The organism is Glycomyces sp. NPDC046736 (assembly GCF_040645615.1).
In the GTDB taxonomy this organism is placed as follows: Bacteria; Actinomycetota; Actinomycetes; order Mycobacteriales; family Micromonosporaceae; genus Glycomyces.
The window spans coordinates 95,209-112,203 of the sequence record NZ_JBEYYO010000001.1 but is presented as its reverse complement, the minus strand read 5'-3'; the positions used below and the strand labels follow the sequence as shown (position 1 = coordinate 112,203).

The window sequence follows — 16,995 nt, the reverse complement described above, 5'->3', positions numbered from 1 at the left end:
CGATTCCAGCGGCCCACAACGCGGTAGAGGGCTGGCGTGGTCGTGAGCGGGTGCGGTCGAACTCGGGTACCCGGATGCGGAGGCTATGTGTCAGCACCGAGGCCGGAAGGATCAACAGGAGTACCGAAGCCGTGTCCAAGACTGAACTGCTGGGAGGAGAGAGTCGCAGGCCAAGCGTCGAAATGCTCATCCCGGCCGTCAGTACGACGGCCATCCACGCCAACACATATCCCACGGCGCCGCGGAGTGTGACCCCTCGTGCAGCCGCCTGTATTCGGATGATGGTCAGCAGCGCCCGGGTCCGATCGCTCACCGTGAATCGGCTCCGGTCGCACACGATTTGAGGTTGTTCCAGTGGTTGGCGATGCTCGCCTGCTGCTGAGTCGGAGTCAACTCCGCGAGCCGTTGTCGTTGCGCGGCAAAGTTAGGGTCGGCATCGATCTGCGAGCGCACCGACCCTTCCCCCGGGAAATTGCTTCCATCGGTGGGCAGCTCGTTCAGCTCAAGCCACCACTCATACGCGACAGGCCCGCTGAACTCCAGCTCGGTACCGCAGTCCTGGTGCAGGACGCTCACGCCGAAGTTCGCTGTGAACAGTGCCGGATCAATACTGTGGGCAGGATTGGTATTGCCATCCACTATAGGGACCACGACCATCAGTGTTCCAGGTTCGAGGTCGGGCACCACCCCGGTGTGACGTTTCGAGAGGTCGAGAAGATTCTCTTCGGGCACGAATACGACTCCGGACATGTCGAGGCCCGGAAGTTTGGACAGTTCCGCATCGATGTGGTGGCTGTAGTCGTCGAGGACATGCTCATAGGCGTTGTCCACGCAGAGGATCGGCTGTCGGTCCGATGTGCACGCGACCGCGTAGGTGGCGGGTAGCTCGATTCGGACTCCCGCGACCAGCAACGTGGCACTCAATGCCAGACCCGCGACCAGGCCAGCACCGAACCATACTCCACGAGCCCCCAGCATCCAACTCAATAGCGCCACGCCGAGGGCTATCGCGAGCACCGCCTTCGCGATCAACAGCTCAGGGGGGCGTAGGAAATGTTCCCGCGCGGTGTAGTCCATCGAAACGAGATCCATGAACAGTGTCCGGTTGAAGAGCACGTCCGCATACGTGGCCGCGGCATAGCCCGCGTACGGCAGCACGCCCCCTATCGCTGGTGCAAGGAACGGGGGCATCACCCGGCCCGCCACCGCGCCGACCGCGATCGCCGCGGCCACCGATCCCAGCACCGGTAGCAGTTCGAGCACGTCGAGGTGTCCACGCACCGCTTCTGGCGCGGTGATCGCCGAAACGGTCACTGCCACGATCGCGTAGCCGACGAGGTTGCCTGCCGCCACAGCGATGAGGCCATACCCGTAGACGGCCGCCGGAGGTCGCGACGATCCTGTCAACAGGTCTTGAAACCGTCCCCGGCGAGGCCCTGCGATCACCCAAGCGGCAGCGGCGGAAGCAATGATGGCGCCGAACAGCACCGCATGGCTCACTGATGCGCTCGTCGCGGGCCAGTGCCCGACCCAAGTTTCGCGCTTGGGGAGCACCATCATCAGGCCTTGCGCGGTGGTCGCCGCGCCGACCAGGAGGAATACCAGCAACGGCGTTCGAATATAGGTCCGGATCAGTTTGGTGTTCACTGAGCCGCCCCGAGCACGGCACGAAACCCTTGACGCAGGCCTTGCAGGCCACCGGGGCCGTCGGAGGTGCTCGCGAGTTCGTCCGTTGTGCCCGTCCACAGGATCGCGCCCGCGTCGATCACCATGACGTGCTCGGCCAGTGCCTCCACGTCTTCCAGCAGGTGGGTGGCTATCAGGACCACCTTCGTCTTCCGAAGCTCAAGTATCAGGCGGTGAAAGCCGTCTCGCTGTTCAGGGTCGAGACCCGCGGTCGGCTCGTCGAGGATCAGGACTTCGGGGTCGGCGACGGTGGCCGCCGCCAGGCCTGCCCGCCGCAACTGTCCGCCTGACAAGGCGCTCAAGGGGCGACGAGCCTGTTCGGTCATGTCGGCGGCTTCCAACGCGGCCTCGACGCGGGAGACGAGTTGTTCCTTCGGCACTTCTTTCAGCCACGCCGCGTATGCGACGAAGTCGACCACCTTCATATGCGGCGGGTAACCGAACTCCTGTGGCAGCCAACCGATATGACGCAGAAGTGCCCGCCCGGACCTGGTGCGAAGGTCGAGCAGATCCTCACCGAGCTTGATCGTTCCGCCTGCTGCGGTCGCGGCGCCGGCGAGGAGGCGAATCAGGGTCGTCTTTCCCGCTCCGTTTCGCCCCAACACCACATGAGCACCGGCCCCGAGGCTGAAGGAAACACCGGAAAGGACTGGATGGCGTCCGTAGCTGAACGAAAGCCCGTGCGCCTTCAGCTTTCGAGGGCCGGTCATGGTTCTACCCTTTTTCGGGTGGGGTGGCGGGCGGTTGGTTTGCGAAGCCGGTCTAGGAAGTGGCTTGCTTGCCGCGCTTCCGGGACGCCGATCGTGGTGAAGATACGTTGCGCGTGCGTCGCGAGCACCTTGGCCTGGTCGAATTCGCCGAGCGTTGCCTGAGCGAGTGCCAGCGCGTTGAGGCTGCGGCCGTGTTCGAGAGGTATCCGCCATGCCGCGAAGCGGTGTCGCGCCCGCGCACCGTGTTCGAGCGCGAAGTGCGGGTCGTGCGCGGCTGTGACCTCGGCTGCGACGAGCCAAGCCTGAGCGGCGAAGGCCGGGGTGCGCGAGGTCGCGCGGTCGGCGAGCACGGCCTCGATGTTGCGGCGTGCGCCGCAGTAGTCACCCTGCCGTTCGAGGACCTTGCTCAACAAGCTGCGCGGGTCGAACTCGTTCCAGATCGCATGGAGTCCGGCGATGTCGACCGCCCGTTCAAGGTCGTCGCGAGCCCGGTCGAGGTCGCCGCGGCGCAGTCGCAATTCACCGCGTATGAACAGTGTGATCGACTGCAGTCGTGGTGCACGGCGGTCCGTGGCCTCGCGCAGTGCGGCTTCGACGATCGGTTCGGCCTCGTCGTACCGCCCCTGATCCACGTACGTCAGCCCAAGTCCGGGGTGTGCCAATGTAATCTCGCCGTGCCGGCGTGCGAGTGCGATCGCCCGCAGGAAGTGCGCTTCGGCTTCGTCGTACCAGCTCAATCTGCGGCAGAGGCCGCCTAGGTTGGCAAGTTGGGTGACCAGGTGGCCCGGTCGACCGGTGAGCTCGGCGAGTGCCGCCCCTCGGGCGACGTACGGCTCCGCCTCACGGACCATGCCTTTGTGGTAGAGCATGGCGCCGTGCATGCTGCAAATCGAACCGTCCTCGTCTCCGGCACCGTGTTCGCCAACGAGGTCCATGGCCGCGTGGCTGTGGAACCCGGCCACGTCCATGTCGCCGCGCATCGTCGCCACGCCGCTGAGGAAGCTTTGCATCTGGGCGAGGCCGTCGAGGTCGTCGAGTCGCTCGCTCCGCTCCTTCGCGTGGGTGGCGAGTCGGTGGAGGAGGTCGAGATCGAATCCGTGCTTGATCTGCGTCCGCAGCGCGAGGGTGAGCCGCCAGATGCGGGGGTGGTCCGCGAGAGCGCGGCAGGCATCGGTGAGGTTCACGTATTCGTCGGCGCGCCGCTCCCGGAAGTGCCAGTCGATGAAGCGGTCGATGGTATCGGCGCGCTCGGCATCGCTCAACTCGGTCTCCTGGCGCTTTGACGTGTAGAGCCGCGTCAGGTCGTGGAACCGGTACCTACCGGCTCGGTGTCGTTCAAGCAGGTGGCAATCCACGATGGCCGCGATCGCGCGTCGGGTCTCGTGGGCGGTTCCGGGGCCCAATGAGACTGCCAGCTCGACGGCGAAATCTTCGCCTGGGATCGCGGCGAGCCGCCAAAGCACGGCCTTGACCGAGTCGTCCAGGGCCGACACCGTCCGGTCGAGCACTGCGGTGAGTGCCGTCTCCTCATCGTTTTGCACCGCGAGGAGTTCAAGCCGCTCAGCGTCGTCGGACAGTCTCGCCGCGAAGTCGGCGGCGGTCGCGCTGGGTTGCATGAGGAGGTTTGCGCCAGCGAGTCGGAGGGCAAGCGGGGAGCAGTCGCAGAGTTCGGCGATGCGGCGCATCGCCTCGGCCTCGGCATCCGCGCGCCGCCCGGTGACCGCGGTCAGCAGTTCAACGGCAGATTCCTGGCTCAACGTGCCGATGTGGATGGGTGTCGCATCGTGCAACGCAACGAGGCCCTGCATGCGGTCGCGGCTGGTCACGATCGTGACGGTGTCGGGGCCGCTGGGCAACAGGGGGCGGACCTGTGCCGCCGACCTGGCGTTGTCCAGCACCACCAGCATCTGCTTGTCGGCGAGCAGCGACCGGAACAGTGCCGCGGCGGCGTCGGTCGTGTCCGGGACTGCCGCTCCCGGCCCCATGAGGGGGTGCAGAAGCGAGCGCAGTGCCTCGATCGGCTTCAGTGGTGGCGATGCCTCGTAGCCACGCAGATTGATGTAGAGCTGCCCGTCGGGGAACCTGCCGCGCCGCAGGTGGCCCCAATGGGCCACTATGGAGGTCTTGCCGTTGCCGCCCAATCCGGTCAGGGCGGCGACGGTGGCCTGAGTTCGGTCCAGCAGGCCGTCGAGCGCCGCGATTTCACCCTCGCGGCCGACGAACACGGCGGGGGCGGCGGGGAGCTGGGCGAGCATCTGCGGGAGGTGGTCCTGGGCGTCGCCTCGGCTCGACGCCTGCACGGACACTTCCTTGAGGGGGACGTCGGCCTCACCGCGAAGGATCTCTTCGTAGGTGCGCCACAGGGCGTCCCCTGGATCTGTGCCGAGGTCCTCAGCCAGACGGGACCGATGATGCTGGAAGGCCGCCAGTGCCTCAGCGGTCCGGCCCTCACCGTGCAAGGCGAGCATGACGCGGCGAACGGTCTGCTCGCGATGAGGATGGTCACCGAGGAGACTTCTGGCCTGAGCGATGGCGGGGGCGAATCGTCCGAGCGCCAGTTGAACGTCGATGAGATCCTCGACCGCGCAAGCCCGCTCCTCCTCAAGTCGCTGAATGAACGCCTCGAACCTCGCGTTGCGCAAGTTCGCCAGGACCGGGCCCCGCCATCGTTCGAGCGCGCGGGCAAGGAATACGGCGGCCTCGGTGAGTTCGCCGGAGGCGGCGTACGCCTTTGCGTCCACGGCGTCTGCCTTGAAACGTCGGTAGTCGAGATCGGGGGCGTTGAAGCGGTAGCTGTCACCGATGCGTTCGAGGAAGTCAGCACCGTGGCCCGCGAGTCTTCGGCGGATGGCAGCCATGGCGTTCTGCACCTGTCGGCGCGCGGTCTGGGGAGGATCAGCCTCCCATACGAGGTCAACGAGGCGGTGCAGGGGGATCGCGCGATCGTGTTCGAGGAGGAGGACCGCGAGCGCCGCCGCCTGTTTCGGGCCTCCGAGCGGTAGGGGGACACCGTCATGCACCACTTGGAGTGGACCCAGAATTCGAAACTGCATCTCACCTCGCCTCTTCGTGCATGGTATCGGAGCCATCCGTCGCGCGCGGTACTCGTCTTGTCTCTCAACGGCATCGGGCCCGCGTAGGAGCAGTGCCCCATCGACGCTGTGGCACAGCTTGCCGTGCGAGGCCCGTGGCGGTTTCGAGCGACTTGACAATGTGAGAGGTGTTGATATGTTGATGTTTGAAATCGCTTACCCTGGCCCGTGCCCCTCACCGCGAGCCCTCATCCGAGGAGCCGTATGCCCAAGTTCAGACCTTTCCGGCGAGCCAGGGGGGCGACCCGCGGAGGCGTCGCGTCCGCGCTCGCGTGCCTGATGGCGGTCGGCGTTGCGGCCGCCGCGCCTCCCGCGGCCGCGGCGGACGGGCTCCCGCCCACCGGGCAGACGTACGAGCACTACACGCCGCTGAAGGAGGCCTATCAGGACTACTTCTCGTTCGGCATCTTCGGGGCCGGCGAGATCGACGGCCTGATCTACAACTACGAGTCCTATACCCCCGGCAACGAGATGAAGCCCGAGAGCACGCAGGCGGTCAAGGGCGAGTTCACGTTCGACGCGGCGGACGCGGCGATGGCCAGGTACGCCGAGCGCAACCCCGACCTGAAGTTCTACGGACACACCCTGACGTGGCACTCCCAGTCGCCCACCTGGATGTGGGACGCGCCCCCGGCCCGCTACGACCAGCCGGGCACCTTCGATGCCGATGTGGCGCTTGACAACATGAACGCCCACATCGAAGGGGTCCTGGGACGCTACGGCGGCGAACTCGTGGCGATCGACGTGGTGAACGAGGCTGTGGGCACCGCCGACCCGTCCGACTGGCGCGCCTCGCTGGCCAAGGGTGAGGGCTGGTACCAGGCACTCGGCCCCGACTGGGTGGAGCTCGCGTTCCTCAAGGCCGCGGAGGTGGTCGACGCGGCCGGCTGGGACGTCAAGCTCATCTACAACGACTTCGGGCTGGACTCCCCCGCGAAGGCCCGCGTGGTCTACGAGATGGTCAAGGACATCAACGAGCGCTACGAAGGCGTCCGCCCGAACGGCAAGCCGCTGATCGAGGTCATCGGCATGCAGGGCCACTACAACCTCGACACCGACGTCACGGCCGTCGAGAGCAACATCGAGCTCTTCGCGTCGCTGGGCGACGTGGAGGTCAACGTGACCGAGATGGACATCGCCCTCCCGCCCGGCACCCTGACTCCCGAGAACGAGAACAACCAGGGCATGAAGTACGCCGAGCTGTTCGAAATCTACCGCGCGTACGCCGCCGGCCCGGCGAACACGACGGGCAACCCGCAGGTGATCACCGCCGTGAAGCTGGCCGGTGTCCGCGACGTCCACACCGGATGGAAGGGCGGCGAGTTCGCCATGCCCTACGACTACGACGGCCATGCCAAGGACGCACTGCTGGGCATCCTCTACCCAGCCGAATTCCTCGCCACGCACGACTACATCGAGGTTCCGGGAGGCGGCGAGCGGCCCGACATCCCGGGCGTCCACGTCTACGACACCTCCAGGGGCGACTCCTGGAGCGGCGCCAACATCATCCTGGGCGACGACGCCTCGGTCTGGCCGTGGTCTTCCACCGACGACGGCGAGGTCGCCTTCCACCCCGAACCGGGGGCGACCTACCGGCTCACGGTGAACTACACCGCCAAGGGCACGACCTCGATCCGCGTCCGCTGGGTCGCGGACAACACCAACGGCGGCTACACCAGCGGCGACGGCGCGGCGGTCAACGACCACCAGTACGGGGCCGACGAGGTGGCCACGTTCGTCCCCGCGTACTTCAACAGCGGCATGGTCAACATGGGCACGTACAACCTGGTCACGGAGATCACCCTCGACGGGAGCCAGCCGGCCGACGCCCTCGTCGGCAACCTCGCCGTCCGCGGCGGCGCGGGAGGCAACGCCTTCTCGATCAACGGCATCACCGTGGAGCAGGTGAGCGGTGACGGCGACCGGCTCCTCGTGGACTGGCCGAACGGTACCCCGGAGGCGCCGAGTACGACGCTGCGTTACCAGGGCAACAACTGGGTGACCGTGTCGCTGGACGCGGTGGCCGCCGCACCGGCCACGCTCGCGCGCACCGAGTACCGGATCGACGGGGGCGACTGGGTCACCTACACCGGGCCGTTCACGCTCAAGCGCTCCGACCGGCAGACCCTGACCTACCGCGCCGTCGATTCCTTCGGGACCGCCGAACCGGACCGCTGCGCAACGTTCGCTCCAGGCAACGGCAGAGTGGACGTCGAGGTCGAACCCGACGCCGAGAGTCTGTGCGTTTAGGTGGCAATCCGCTGCTCGTGCCGGTCGCGTCGGCACGAGCAGCGGGAGCTGGGGCCGAAAGCCCTTATCGCAGGGCCTCGTTCAGCATCTTCACGAGTTCGTCTGCTGCGTGGGCGGTGTCGAAGTCGGGGTCGTCGAGGCCTTGGGCCACGATGCCGTCGATCGCTCCGTTGACGATGACGGCCGTCGCCCGCGAATCGACTTGGGCGCGGTAGGTTCCGGCGGTCTTGGCCGCGTCGACGAATGCGGCGACCGGCTGCCAGCGGGACTGGGAGCTCGCTTCGCCTGGGCCGTCGCCTCTGCCGATGATGCCCGCGATGAGCATGCGCGCGTGGTCGGGACGCGCCCGCAGGTACGCCACGAGCGACCGGATGTACGCCTCCACGGCCGACGCGCCCTCGTGCGCGGCCACCGCCGCTTCGACGTGCTCCACGAGGGCGTGGATCACGGACTCGTAGGCGGCCTCGACGACCGCGTTCTTGGTCGGGAAGTGGTAGAGCACCGCGGCTTTGGAGACCCCTGCGGCCTCGGCGATCTGGGAGAGCGACGCCCCGGCTGAGCCCCGGCGGGCGACCAGCTCGATCGTCACCTCGATGAACTGCGAACGGCGGGCCTGTTCGGTGATGGTGGGCCGACGCCCTCCGCGTCCCGTGGCTGCCATCGAACCCCTCTCGTCGGACCGGTTGCGCGAACCGACAATACCCTAACTGACCGATCGGTAAAATTATTGACCGATCGGTTAGAGTGGGGTTCGACGAAGGGAGCACTGATGCGCAACGGACTCTCCCGGCTGTGGCACAGCCGGACCGCTCGAGTGATCGGAAGGGTGACGATCGTGTTGATCGCCTTGGCCGCCTATGGGTTGCGGGACCCGTCGCCGATCGGGTACTTCCGCTCGGCCGAAGCCGAAGACCGCTTCAAGGCCGCCTATGACGAGGCCATGGACGCACTGCCCGAGCCCGATCGGACGCTCGACGTGCGGACCGGCTACGGCGTGGTCCGCCTGTACCACTTCGAGGGTGCCGATCCGCAGGCCGCGCCGCTGGTGCTGCTGCCGGGCCGGGCTTCGGCCTCTCCGGTCTGGGCCGACAACCTGCCCGGGCTGCTCGAAGTCCGCAGCGTCTACACGATCGACCTGCTCGGCGAACCGGGAATGAGCGTGCAAGAGAGCCCGATCGAGACCTCTGAGGACCACGCGAACTGGCTCCACGAGGTGCTGGCGGAGCTGCCCGAGGAGGAGTTCCACCTGTTCGGGCTCTCGATCGGCGGCTGGACCGCGATGAACCTGGCCGTGCACCGGCCGGAGATGGTCGCGAGCGTCTCCCTGCTTGACCCGGTGATGGTCTTCTCGGACATGTCCGGCCAGGCGGTGCTCCGGTCGATCCCGGCGAGCGTGAAGTGGTTCCCCAAGAGCTGGCGCGACGGTTTCAACAGCTGGGTCGCCAACGACGCCCCGGTCGAGGACGAGCCGATCGCGGACATGATCGAGGCCGGGATGCAGTCCTACGTGCTGAAACTCGGTGCGCCCCAGCGGATCAGCGAGAGTCAATTGGAGAGCACCGAGATCCCGGTGCTGGCGATCCTGGCCGAGGACTCACGGATGCACGACGCGAACGCGGCGGCCGATGTCGCGCGGGAAGCGCTGCCGGACGCGACCGTGAAGGTCTACTCGGGCGCCTCCCACGCGATCAACGGCGAGCACCCGGAGGAGATCACCGCTGACCTCAAGGCCTTCTTGGACGGCTTGGAGTAGATCCGCGAACCGTTGCCCCGCTTGTGCTTCGGTGTCGCCCGCCTTCGGGCGGGCGAGTCGTGTCAGGATGGGCCGCATGTCTTCTGACGCTGAGAACGCCGCCGGGTCCGCCGATCGGGCCCCGACCGGCGACTACGACGGCTTCGCCGAGGCGTACGCCGCCGAGACCGAGTCCAACCTCATCAACGGCTACTACGCGCGGCCGGCGATGGTGGACCTGGCCGGAGACGTGGCCGGGCGGCGGATCCTCGACGTCGGCTGCGGGGCCGGGCCCCTGTTCGAGGCGCTGCGGGACCGAGGCGCGATCGTCACCGGCATCGACCCCAGCGTCAGGATGCTCGAACTGGCCCGGCGCCGCCTCGGCGAGGACGCCGTCCTGCATCAGGCCGACCTCAAGGATCCGCTGCCGTTCCCCGACGACGCGTTCGACGACGCGGTCTCGTGCATGGTCCTGCACTACCTGGAGGACTGGACGGCGCCGCTCGCCGAGCTGCGGCGCGTCCTGGTCCCCGGTGGCCGCCTCATCGTGGCCGTCAACCACCCCTGGGTCTACAAGTACACCAACCCCGAGGCCGACTACTTCGCCACCCACGAATACGGCTTGGAGTGCGACTTCAACGGCCAGAAGGTCCTGCTGTCGCAATGGCACCGCCCACTCCAGGCACTCACCGGGGCCTTCATCGAGGCCGGGTTCCACATCAAGACCATCAGCGAACCACCCCCGGCACCTGAGGCTCACGAGCGCTTCCCCGACGAGGTCAAGACCCCGGACTCGGCGTTCCTGTGCTTCCTGTTCCTAGTCCTGGAAGCCCCCTGAGATCCGTTGGTCAGATTGCGGCCAGGAAGGCTCTTACTCGTTGTGCGAGTAGGGCGGCGGCCTCTGGGTCGTAGGCGGGTAGTGAGGCGTCGGCGAAGAGGTGCTGGTCGCCGGGGTAGAGGAAGAGTTCGGCGTCTGGGGTGGAGTCGGCGAGGGCCTTGGCGGACGGTAGGTCCTCGTCGAAGAATTCGTCGCCTTCCTTGCCGTGGATCTGGACCGGTACACCTTGCGGCCAGGCGTCGCCGAACTCGGTGACCGGGAGGCAGGAGTCCATGAACAGGGCCCCGCGGGCGCCGGGGCGGGTCTGCGCGAGGCGCTGGGCGATCGTCACGCCGAAGGAGAATCCGGCGTAGACCAGCCCGGGGCCGAGCTCGTCGGCCGCGGCGGCGCCGCGTTCGCGGATCGCTTCGAGGCCTGTTTCGCGCGCGAATCCGAAGCCTTCCTCGATGCTGTCGAACGTGCGGCCGCCGAACAGGTCGGGCGTGTGGACGGTGTGCCCGGACGCCCGCAGGTCGTCGGCGAAGGCGCGCACGCCGTCCGTCAGGCCCTGGATGTGGTGGTAAAGCAGCACTTCAGCCATGTCGTCGTAGCCTCTTTCCGATTGATCGAATATTCCGGATCATTCTGCGATGCTAGTCTGATCTGTCATGACGGACAACCCCCCGGGCTACGAACTGGCCGACCGGATCGCATTGACCGAGCCGTCCCAAGTCAAGGCCATTGGCCACCCGCTCCGCACCACGATCCTCCAACTCCTCCACGAGCGGGCCGCGACCGTCACCGAACTCGCTACCGCGCTCGAACGTCCGAAGAGCACGGTCGCGCACCATGTCGACGTGCTCGCCCGCAACGGCCTGCTCCAGGTCGTGCGCACGCGGAAGGTGCGGGCGATCGAGGAGCGTTTCTACGGCCGCACCGCGCGCATGTTCTACATCGCGGCCGAGCCCTCCCAGACCGCGAGCTCAGGCGACTTCAACGACTTCGAAGTGGCCGCCCGCGAATCAGCCGCGGCGTTCGAGGAGGGGCGGCTCTGGGGCTTCATCCGCCACGCGCGCATCTCGCGCGACCAGGCCTCCGAATTCTGGGACCGCATGGCCGAACTGGTGGACGAATTCGAACGCCTCCCGAGGTCGGGCGACACCACTTACGGCTTCGCGGTCGGCATCTACCCCACCGCCCACCCGACCCTCCCGGACACCGAGTAGGGGCGTTTGCGCGCGCCAGGACAGGATCAGTCACCGACACCGCAGACACCGTCCCCGGCTAGCACTCCTTCGGGCACATGATCGTCAGCGCCCCAGTAGGCGTTCTATGAGGCGGGGTTCGCCGGGCCAGGCGGTGAGGAGGAGTTCTCGGGGGACGCTGCGTCCTGCGTAGCGCAGGCAGAGGGCGACTACCACGATGTCGTCTAGGGGGCCGATCAGGGGGATGAATTCGGGGATGAGGTCGATCGGGCTCGCGACCCAGATTCCGGCGAAGATGATCGCGGCTTTGGCGCGTTTGGGTACGCGTGGGTCTTTTCGCAAGCGGCGCACCGTGGTCACGCAGTCGGGGATGAACGCGGCCAGGTCCCGCAGCAGTCCCGGCGGGAGTCGCCTCGCGAGCACGAACAGCAGTGCCCACGAGGCGACCAGTGCTCCGAGGAGCACCGCGAGACCGACCAGCCATTCACGCACGCAAGCGATTCTCGCAAACCGGCGCGGGTCAGACGGCGAGGGCCGCTATTGCCGGGCCGAACGCGGCGCCTAGGAGGTAGCAGAGGTTGAACAGGCCCATCGCGGTGGCGGATTGGGTCGAGGTGGATTTGGTGGCTCGTAGGGCCAGGGCGCCTTGGCCGGTGGCCGCTGCGAGGGAGCCGGTCGCCATGCCCGCGAACAGGAGCGGGACGAGGGCGTTGCCGAGGGTGACGGCCGCGACCGCCGCGGCGGAGGCGAGGAGCAGGGCCGTGATCAGGGTCGGATAGCGCAGGCGGGCCGAGCGGGCCACCAGGAGCCAGGACGTGACGCCGCCGAAGAGGTAGGGGACGGCCACGGCGAGGCCGAGTTGGCCGGGGGTCCAGGCGGTGAGGTCGCCGAGGCGGCCGGGCGCGGCGTAGACGATCCCGAAGTTGGCCACGGCCAGCACGAACGCGATCCCCGCGGAGGCGGCGAACACGCGGTTGGCGAGCAGGTCGGCGGGCACGAACCCGTGCGGTCTGCGGCGGAGGTGGGCGGCCAGGAGCACCGCGGTGACGGCGACCGCGACGAGCGCGGGCAGTGGCCGCTGCGGCACGAAGACCAGGGCGGTCACCAGCGCGGTGAGCAGCAGCGCGCCCCACGCGTCGAAGCGCGGCGCCTCGACTTCGGTGCCTCGGCCCACCGATCGGAGCACGAACGGGACCGCGATGAGGCTCAGGAGCGTCATCGCCAGCACCGCCTGCCACGACAGGGCCGCGCTGACCTGGATGCCGATGAGCGGCGCGACCGCGCCGACCCCGGCGAGCGAGGAGGTCACCGCGCCCATCGCCGCGGGAGAAGCGGCGAGGCTCATCGCGACCACGACCATCCCGGCCGAGCCGAGGGCCTGGAGACCGGAGCCGACCACGAGGGCCGGGAGCGCCGGGACCGCGAGCACGAGCGCGGCTCCGGCGGCGATCAGCAAGGAGCACAAGGAGAGTGCGACGCGCGGGCCGTACCGGGTCAGGAGCGCGCCCATCGTGGGCGTGCCGACGGCGATGCCCCAGCCGAACGCGGTGACCACGGTGGTGGCCGCCGGGATCGTGACGTCGAGGTCGCGCGCGATGTCGCCGAGCACCAGTGCGGGTCCGGTGATGCCGAAGGACATCGGCCCGGCGAGCGCGGCGAGGGCCACGGCGGGAGCGCGGCCCGTGCGCGGCGCGGCGGTGTCGAGTTCGGTCGCCTGGCTCATGCGGTGCGCTCCGAAGTGGCGAACAGTGTGGCCGAGCGGCTTTCGAGCCAGTCGAGCATGGTCGCGGCAGTGACACGCATTCGGCCGGCGTTCCTCAAGTCGCGCATGGCCGTCGCGTGGAGGTCGGCGAACGCCTGCCGCAGCCGCTCGGCGACCTGGCATCCCCAGTGGACGCCGGAGTAGGGCACGAACGCGACGGGCTTGGCGTGCCACGCGGAGTCGGCAGGAGCGCTCATGCGGGCGGGCCGGTCGGGGGCGAGGACGAGGTACGCGTCCGCGCGGTAGATCGGGGGTGCGGCCAGGTCGGCGGGGAGCGGGACCTCGATCAGGTCCAGGTCGAAGTGGGCGAGCCGCGCGTTCGCGGCGAGCCAGCCGTCGACCGCGTCGGCGCTGCGGCCCTCCTGGGCGCTGCCGATGATGACGGCGACGCGCAGCCGGTGCCGGCGGGAATCCTCAGGGCCCATGATGCCTCCAGTAGAGTCGGGTTCACCCCTTCGAGCGCGAGAACCGCACTCGCCGCCGTGAGATCGGATCTCACAGCCCGTACAGCGACGAATCGGAGAGGCGCGTGCCCCCTTCCCTCATCGGACGCGAGCAGCCCGCCGCCGTCCTCGCCGCCCAGGTCGCGCAGGTCCTCGACGGGCGAGGCGGCCTGGTCCTGGTCACCGGCGAGGCCGGGATCGGCAAGACCGCGCTGCTGGCCGAGGCCGCCCGGGACGCCGCCGCGCGCGGGGCCCGGGTCCTCAATGCGGCCTGCTGGGAGGGCGACGGCGCGCCGGACTACTGGCCGTGGGTGCAGATCGTGCGCGGCCTGGCCGGGGCCGCGAGTCTCCCGGAGTGGTCGGCGGTGTCCCAGGCCGCGGGCGGGAGCCTCCCGGTGCTGCTCGGCGAGGCCGGGCCGCCCGCGGGCGCCGACAACGCCCGCTTCCAGCTCCACGACGCGTTCGCGTCCCTGCTCGTGAGCGCCGCCCGCTCCAAGCCGACCGTGCTCGTGCTCGACGACCTCCACTGGGCCGACTCGGAGTCGCTGCGGCTGCTGGACTTCGTGGTGCGGCACACCTGGTTCGAGCCGCTGCTGATGATCGGGTCCTACCGCGACGTCGAGGTGCGGGCCGGCCACCGCGCGGCCGCGATCCTGCCGCCCTTGGCGGCCCGGGCCAAGACGGTGCGGCTCGCAGGGCTCGACGCGGCGCAGGTGGGCGCCCTCATCGAGCGCACGACCGGCACCGAGCCCGGCCCGGACCTGGTCGAGGAGGTGCACCGGCGCACCGGCGGCAACCCGTTCTTCGTGGAGCAGACCGCGCAGCTCGGATCGGCGGCCGTGGCCGAGGCGAGCGTGCGGGACGCGGTCCGCAGGCGCCTCGACCTGCTCCCAGACGACGTGGTCGCGGTCCTGGCCACCGCCGCGGTCATCGGCCGCGAGTTCACCGAGCGGCTCCTGAGCGCGACCCACGCCGTGGTGTCCCCTGGGGCGGAAGCGAACGCGCTGCTGCAACCGGCGCTCGCGGCCCGGCTCGTCGGCCTCGGCTCACACGGGTACGCGTTCACCCACGACCTCGTACGCGAATCGCTCTACAGTTCGCTCGATCCCGAACGCAGACGCCGGGCGCACCTCGCGGTGATCCGCGCCTGCGAGGCCTCGGAGCTGAGCCCGGCCGCGCTCGCGCGCCACGCGCGGCTGGCCGTGCCGCTCCTGCCCGGCCCGGAGGCCGCGGAGTACCTGCTCGCGGCCGCGGGGGACGCGTGCGACCGGCTCGCGTCGGAGGAGGCCGTCAGGCACTACCGGGCCGCGCTGGACGCGATCGGGCACGGCCCCGCCCGCGCGGGGATCGAACTGGCGCTGGCCGAGCAGCTCGACCGGGCCGGTGACATGACGGCGGCCCGAGAGGTCTTCGCGACCGTGCTCGACACCGCCCGTACCAGCGACGACGCCGAGCTGTTCGCGCGCGCCGCGCTCGGGCTGCACCGGATGGGGAACACCAAGCGCGACCACGACGGCCAGATCCGGCTCATGGACGACGCGCTCGCCGGGCTCGAACTCAAGGGAGGCGACGACGGCCTGCGCGCCCGGGTCCTGGCCGCGGCCAGCATGGCGCGCACCCACCGCGGCACCGATCCCGCCGACGCGCAGAAACTCGGCCACGCCGCGGTCGACCTGGCGCGCGAACACGGCGACGCCGAGACGCTCGGCTGGTGCCTGCTCGCCCACCACGACGCGATCTGGACGCCCGGGCGCGAGGCCGACCGGATCGCCGTCCTCGACGAGCTCACCGCCGCCGCCCGCCGCGCCGCGAACGGCGAGCTGGAGTCGCTGGCGGCGTTCCTGCGATCCCTTGCGCTGCTTGAACAGGGAGATGCGGCCGGGCACGCCGAGCTCGACACGTTCACCGCGCTGACCGAACGCACCCGGCTGCCTCGCCACCGGTTCCTGGCGGTGTCGCGGCGCGGCACCCGGGCCGCCGCGCAGGGGCGCTTCGAGGCGGCCCGGCGGCACATGGACGATGCCAGAGCCTTGGGCGAGCGCATGGGCGAAGTCGACCGCCACCGGGTCTGGCGCGACCAGGTGTGGGCGCTGGAACTGTTGCGCGGCAACGCCGAAGAGGCGCTGAAGATCGCCAGGACGACCACGCCGGGCGAGCCGTTCGTGGCCGTCCTGGAAGGCGTCACCGCCGCGCACCGCGGCGACGCCGACACCGCCGCGCGGCACTTCCCCGAGGCCGAGGCCCGGCTCAAGGCGATGCCGGGGCGGTTCGCGCCCATGCTCACGGTCTACCGGGCGCAACTGGCGGCGGCCTCGGGAGACGAGGCGTGGTGCGCACCGGCGCGCCGGGAGCTCGGGCCGGTCATCGACAACTGGGCGGTGTTCTCCGGGGGCATGGCCCTGTGGGGACCGATGTCGTTGTGGGCGGGCGGGATCGACGCGGCGCAAGGGCGCTGGGACGACGCCGTGGCGTACTTCGAGGCCGCGGCGGCAGCTGCGGACCGCTTCGGCGCGCCGCCTTGGTCGGTCCTGGCCCGGGCCCGACTCGGCCAGGCGCTGCGCGAGCGAGACGCGAACGGGGACAAGCAGACTGCCGAGACGATGCTCGCTGAGGCGACTGCCGAGGCCGCGCGGCTCGGAATGGCCGCCGCGCTTCCCGAGGTCGCCGCGGGCCCTCCCGCCAAGGCCGATCACGTGTTCCGCCCCGAAGGCCAGGTGTGGACGCTGCGGTTCGCCGGGCGCACCGTCCACATGAAGGACGCCAAGGGCCTCCACGACCTGCGAGTCCTGTTGGGACGACCAGGCGTCGAGGTCCCGGCCGTCGACCTGCTCGTCCCGAGCCGGGAGGCCCCCGGCCCCGGGGCGTTCGGGGCCGATCCGGTCCTGGACGAGCAGGCCCGCGGCGCCTACCGCGAGCGCCTGCTGCGCCTCGACGAGGACATCCGCCGAGCCGAGGCGCGCGGCGACGAGCCTCGGGCGACCGCGCTCGACGAGGAACGCGCCGCGCTCCTGGACGAACTGCGCCGCACCACCGGCCTGGGCGGGCGCCCACGCCGCCTCGGCGACGACGCCGAACGCGCCCGCCAGACCGTCACCGCCCGCATCCGCGACGTCCTGCGCAAACTCCGCGGCGAGCACCCCGAACTGCACGAACACCTCTCGGCGGCGATCGCCACCGGCGCAAGGTGCGCCTACCGCCCCGAGACCCCGATCCGCTGGACGCTCTAGGCGCTGAACCGATCGACGCTGTCTGAGGCCCACTGCGCGAAAGTCCTCGCCGGGCGACCCGTCACGTCTTC

13 protein-coding genes are annotated in these 16,995 nt (G+C 69.4%); 5 read left to right on the top strand and 8 right to left on the bottom strand.

Annotated features, from left to right (window positions below; translation table 11 throughout):
- Window positions 1-309: 309 nt before the first annotated feature.
- The 3 genes from AB0B28_RS00495 to AB0B28_RS00485 are packed head-to-tail and all read right to left on the bottom strand — an operon-like array spanning window position 310 to window position 5,416.
- Window positions 310-1,647 (bottom strand): hypothetical protein, encoded by a 1,338-nt coding sequence (locus tag AB0B28_RS00495; RefSeq protein ID WP_360114060.1) that lies wholly within the window; start codon window positions 1,645-1,647, stop codon window positions 310-312.
- A complete protein-coding gene (locus AB0B28_RS00490) occupies window positions 1,644-2,396 on the bottom strand; it encodes an ATP-binding cassette domain-containing protein (protein ID WP_360114057.1) in 753 nt (250 codons plus the stop codon). Before AB0B28_RS00490 ends, AB0B28_RS00495 begins: the two co-directional genes overlap by 4 nt.
- Window positions 2,393-5,416: a BTAD domain-containing putative transcriptional regulator gene (locus AB0B28_RS00485; protein ID WP_360114054.1), complete on the bottom strand. Its 3,024-nt coding sequence runs from the start codon at window positions 5,414-5,416 to the stop codon at window positions 2,393-2,395. The genes AB0B28_RS00490 and AB0B28_RS00485 overlap by 4 nt, the downstream gene beginning before the upstream one ends.
- 276 nt (window positions 5,417-5,692) lie before the next feature.
- Here AB0B28_RS00485 and AB0B28_RS00480 point away from each other — a divergent pair, with 276 nt between their 5' ends.
- A complete protein-coding gene (locus AB0B28_RS00480) occupies window positions 5,693-7,738 on the top strand; it encodes an endo-1,4-beta-xylanase (RefSeq protein ID WP_360114051.1) in 2,046 nt (681 codons plus the stop codon).
- A gap of 64 nt (window positions 7,739-7,802) precedes the next feature.
- Here the strand turns inward: AB0B28_RS00480 and AB0B28_RS00475 are convergent, their stop codons facing one another.
- A complete protein-coding gene (locus tag AB0B28_RS00475; RefSeq protein ID WP_360114048.1) occupies window positions 7,803-8,399 on the bottom strand; it encodes a TetR/AcrR family transcriptional regulator in 597 nt (198 codons plus the stop codon).
- Between the two features lie 165 nt (window positions 8,400-8,564).
- Between AB0B28_RS00475 and AB0B28_RS00470 the strand changes: the two genes are divergently transcribed.
- On the top strand, window positions 8,565-9,491 hold the full coding sequence (locus AB0B28_RS00470; protein WP_360114045.1) for an alpha/beta hydrolase: 927 nt from the start codon (window positions 8,565-8,567) through the stop codon (window positions 9,489-9,491).
- Window positions 9,492-9,567: 76 nt separating this feature from the next.
- Window positions 9,568-10,308, top strand: coding sequence for a class I SAM-dependent methyltransferase (locus tag AB0B28_RS00465; protein WP_360114042.1), 741 nt, complete (start codon window positions 9,568-9,570; stop codon window positions 10,306-10,308).
- A 10-nt stretch (window positions 10,309-10,318) separates the two neighbouring features.
- Here the strand turns inward: AB0B28_RS00465 and AB0B28_RS00460 are convergent, their stop codons facing one another.
- The gene (locus AB0B28_RS00460; RefSeq protein WP_360114039.1) at window positions 10,319-10,888 is read right to left on the bottom strand and encodes a dienelactone hydrolase family protein; all 570 of its coding nucleotides are present in this window, start codon (window positions 10,886-10,888) and stop codon (window positions 10,319-10,321) included.
- 67 nt (window positions 10,889-10,955) lie between these two features.
- Here AB0B28_RS00460 and AB0B28_RS00455 point away from each other — a divergent pair, with 67 nt between their 5' ends.
- Window positions 10,956-11,513 (top strand): winged helix-turn-helix domain-containing protein, encoded by a 558-nt coding sequence (locus AB0B28_RS00455; RefSeq protein WP_360114036.1) that lies wholly within the window; start codon window positions 10,956-10,958, stop codon window positions 11,511-11,513.
- Between the two features lie 84 nt (window positions 11,514-11,597).
- Here the strand turns inward: AB0B28_RS00455 and AB0B28_RS00450 are convergent, their stop codons facing one another.
- From AB0B28_RS00450 to AB0B28_RS00440, 3 genes are read right to left on the bottom strand one after another with little or no spacing between them, the layout of a single operon-like run.
- Complete coding sequence (locus tag AB0B28_RS00450) at window positions 11,598-11,984, bottom strand: DUF1232 domain-containing protein (RefSeq protein ID WP_360114033.1); 387 nt, start codon at window positions 11,982-11,984, stop codon at window positions 11,598-11,600.
- A 28-nt stretch (window positions 11,985-12,012) separates the two neighbouring features.
- Complete coding sequence (locus AB0B28_RS00445) at window positions 12,013-13,215, bottom strand: MFS transporter (RefSeq protein WP_360114030.1); 1,203 nt, start codon at window positions 13,213-13,215, stop codon at window positions 12,013-12,015.
- Window positions 13,212-13,679, bottom strand: a complete 468-nt coding sequence (locus tag AB0B28_RS00440) for a hypothetical protein (RefSeq protein WP_360114027.1) — start codon at window positions 13,677-13,679, stop codon at window positions 13,212-13,214. The genes AB0B28_RS00445 and AB0B28_RS00440 overlap by 4 nt, the downstream gene beginning before the upstream one ends.
- Window positions 13,680-13,783: 104 nt before the next feature.
- On the opposite strand from AB0B28_RS00440, the gene AB0B28_RS00435 reads away from it, so the two are divergent.
- Window positions 13,784-16,924, top strand: coding sequence for an AAA family ATPase (locus AB0B28_RS00435; RefSeq protein ID WP_360114024.1), 3,141 nt, complete (start codon window positions 13,784-13,786; stop codon window positions 16,922-16,924).
- Window positions 16,925-16,995: the final 71 nt, after the last annotated feature.

What these genes read in the sequence shown, in the direction of transcription:
- AB0B28_RS00445 (WP_360114030.1), bottom strand. Translation starts at nt 13,215, where the DNA reads ATGAGCCAGGCGACCGAACTCGACACCGCCGCGCCGCGCACGGGCCGC.
- AB0B28_RS00465 (WP_360114042.1), top strand. Translation starts at nt 9,568, where the DNA reads ATGTCTTCTGACGCTGAGAACGCCGCCGGGTCCGCCGATCGGGCCCCG.
- AB0B28_RS00460 (WP_360114039.1), bottom strand. Translation starts at nt 10,888, where the DNA reads ATGGCTGAAGTGCTGCTTTACCACCACATCCAGGGCCTGACGGACGGC.
- AB0B28_RS00490 (WP_360114057.1), bottom strand. Translation starts at nt 2,396, where the DNA reads ATGACCGGCCCTCGAAAGCTGAAGGCGCACGGGCTTTCGTTCAGCTAC.
- AB0B28_RS00475 (WP_360114048.1), bottom strand. Translation starts at nt 8,399, where the DNA reads ATGGCAGCCACGGGACGCGGAGGGCGTCGGCCCACCATCACCGAACAG.
- AB0B28_RS00440 (WP_360114027.1), bottom strand. Translation starts at nt 13,679, where the DNA reads ATGGGCCCTGAGGATTCCCGCCGGCACCGGCTGCGCGTCGCCGTCATC.
- AB0B28_RS00455 (WP_360114036.1), top strand. Translation starts at nt 10,956, where the DNA reads ATGACGGACAACCCCCCGGGCTACGAACTGGCCGACCGGATCGCATTG.
- AB0B28_RS00480 (WP_360114051.1), top strand. Translation starts at nt 5,693, where the DNA reads ATGCCCAAGTTCAGACCTTTCCGGCGAGCCAGGGGGGCGACCCGCGGA.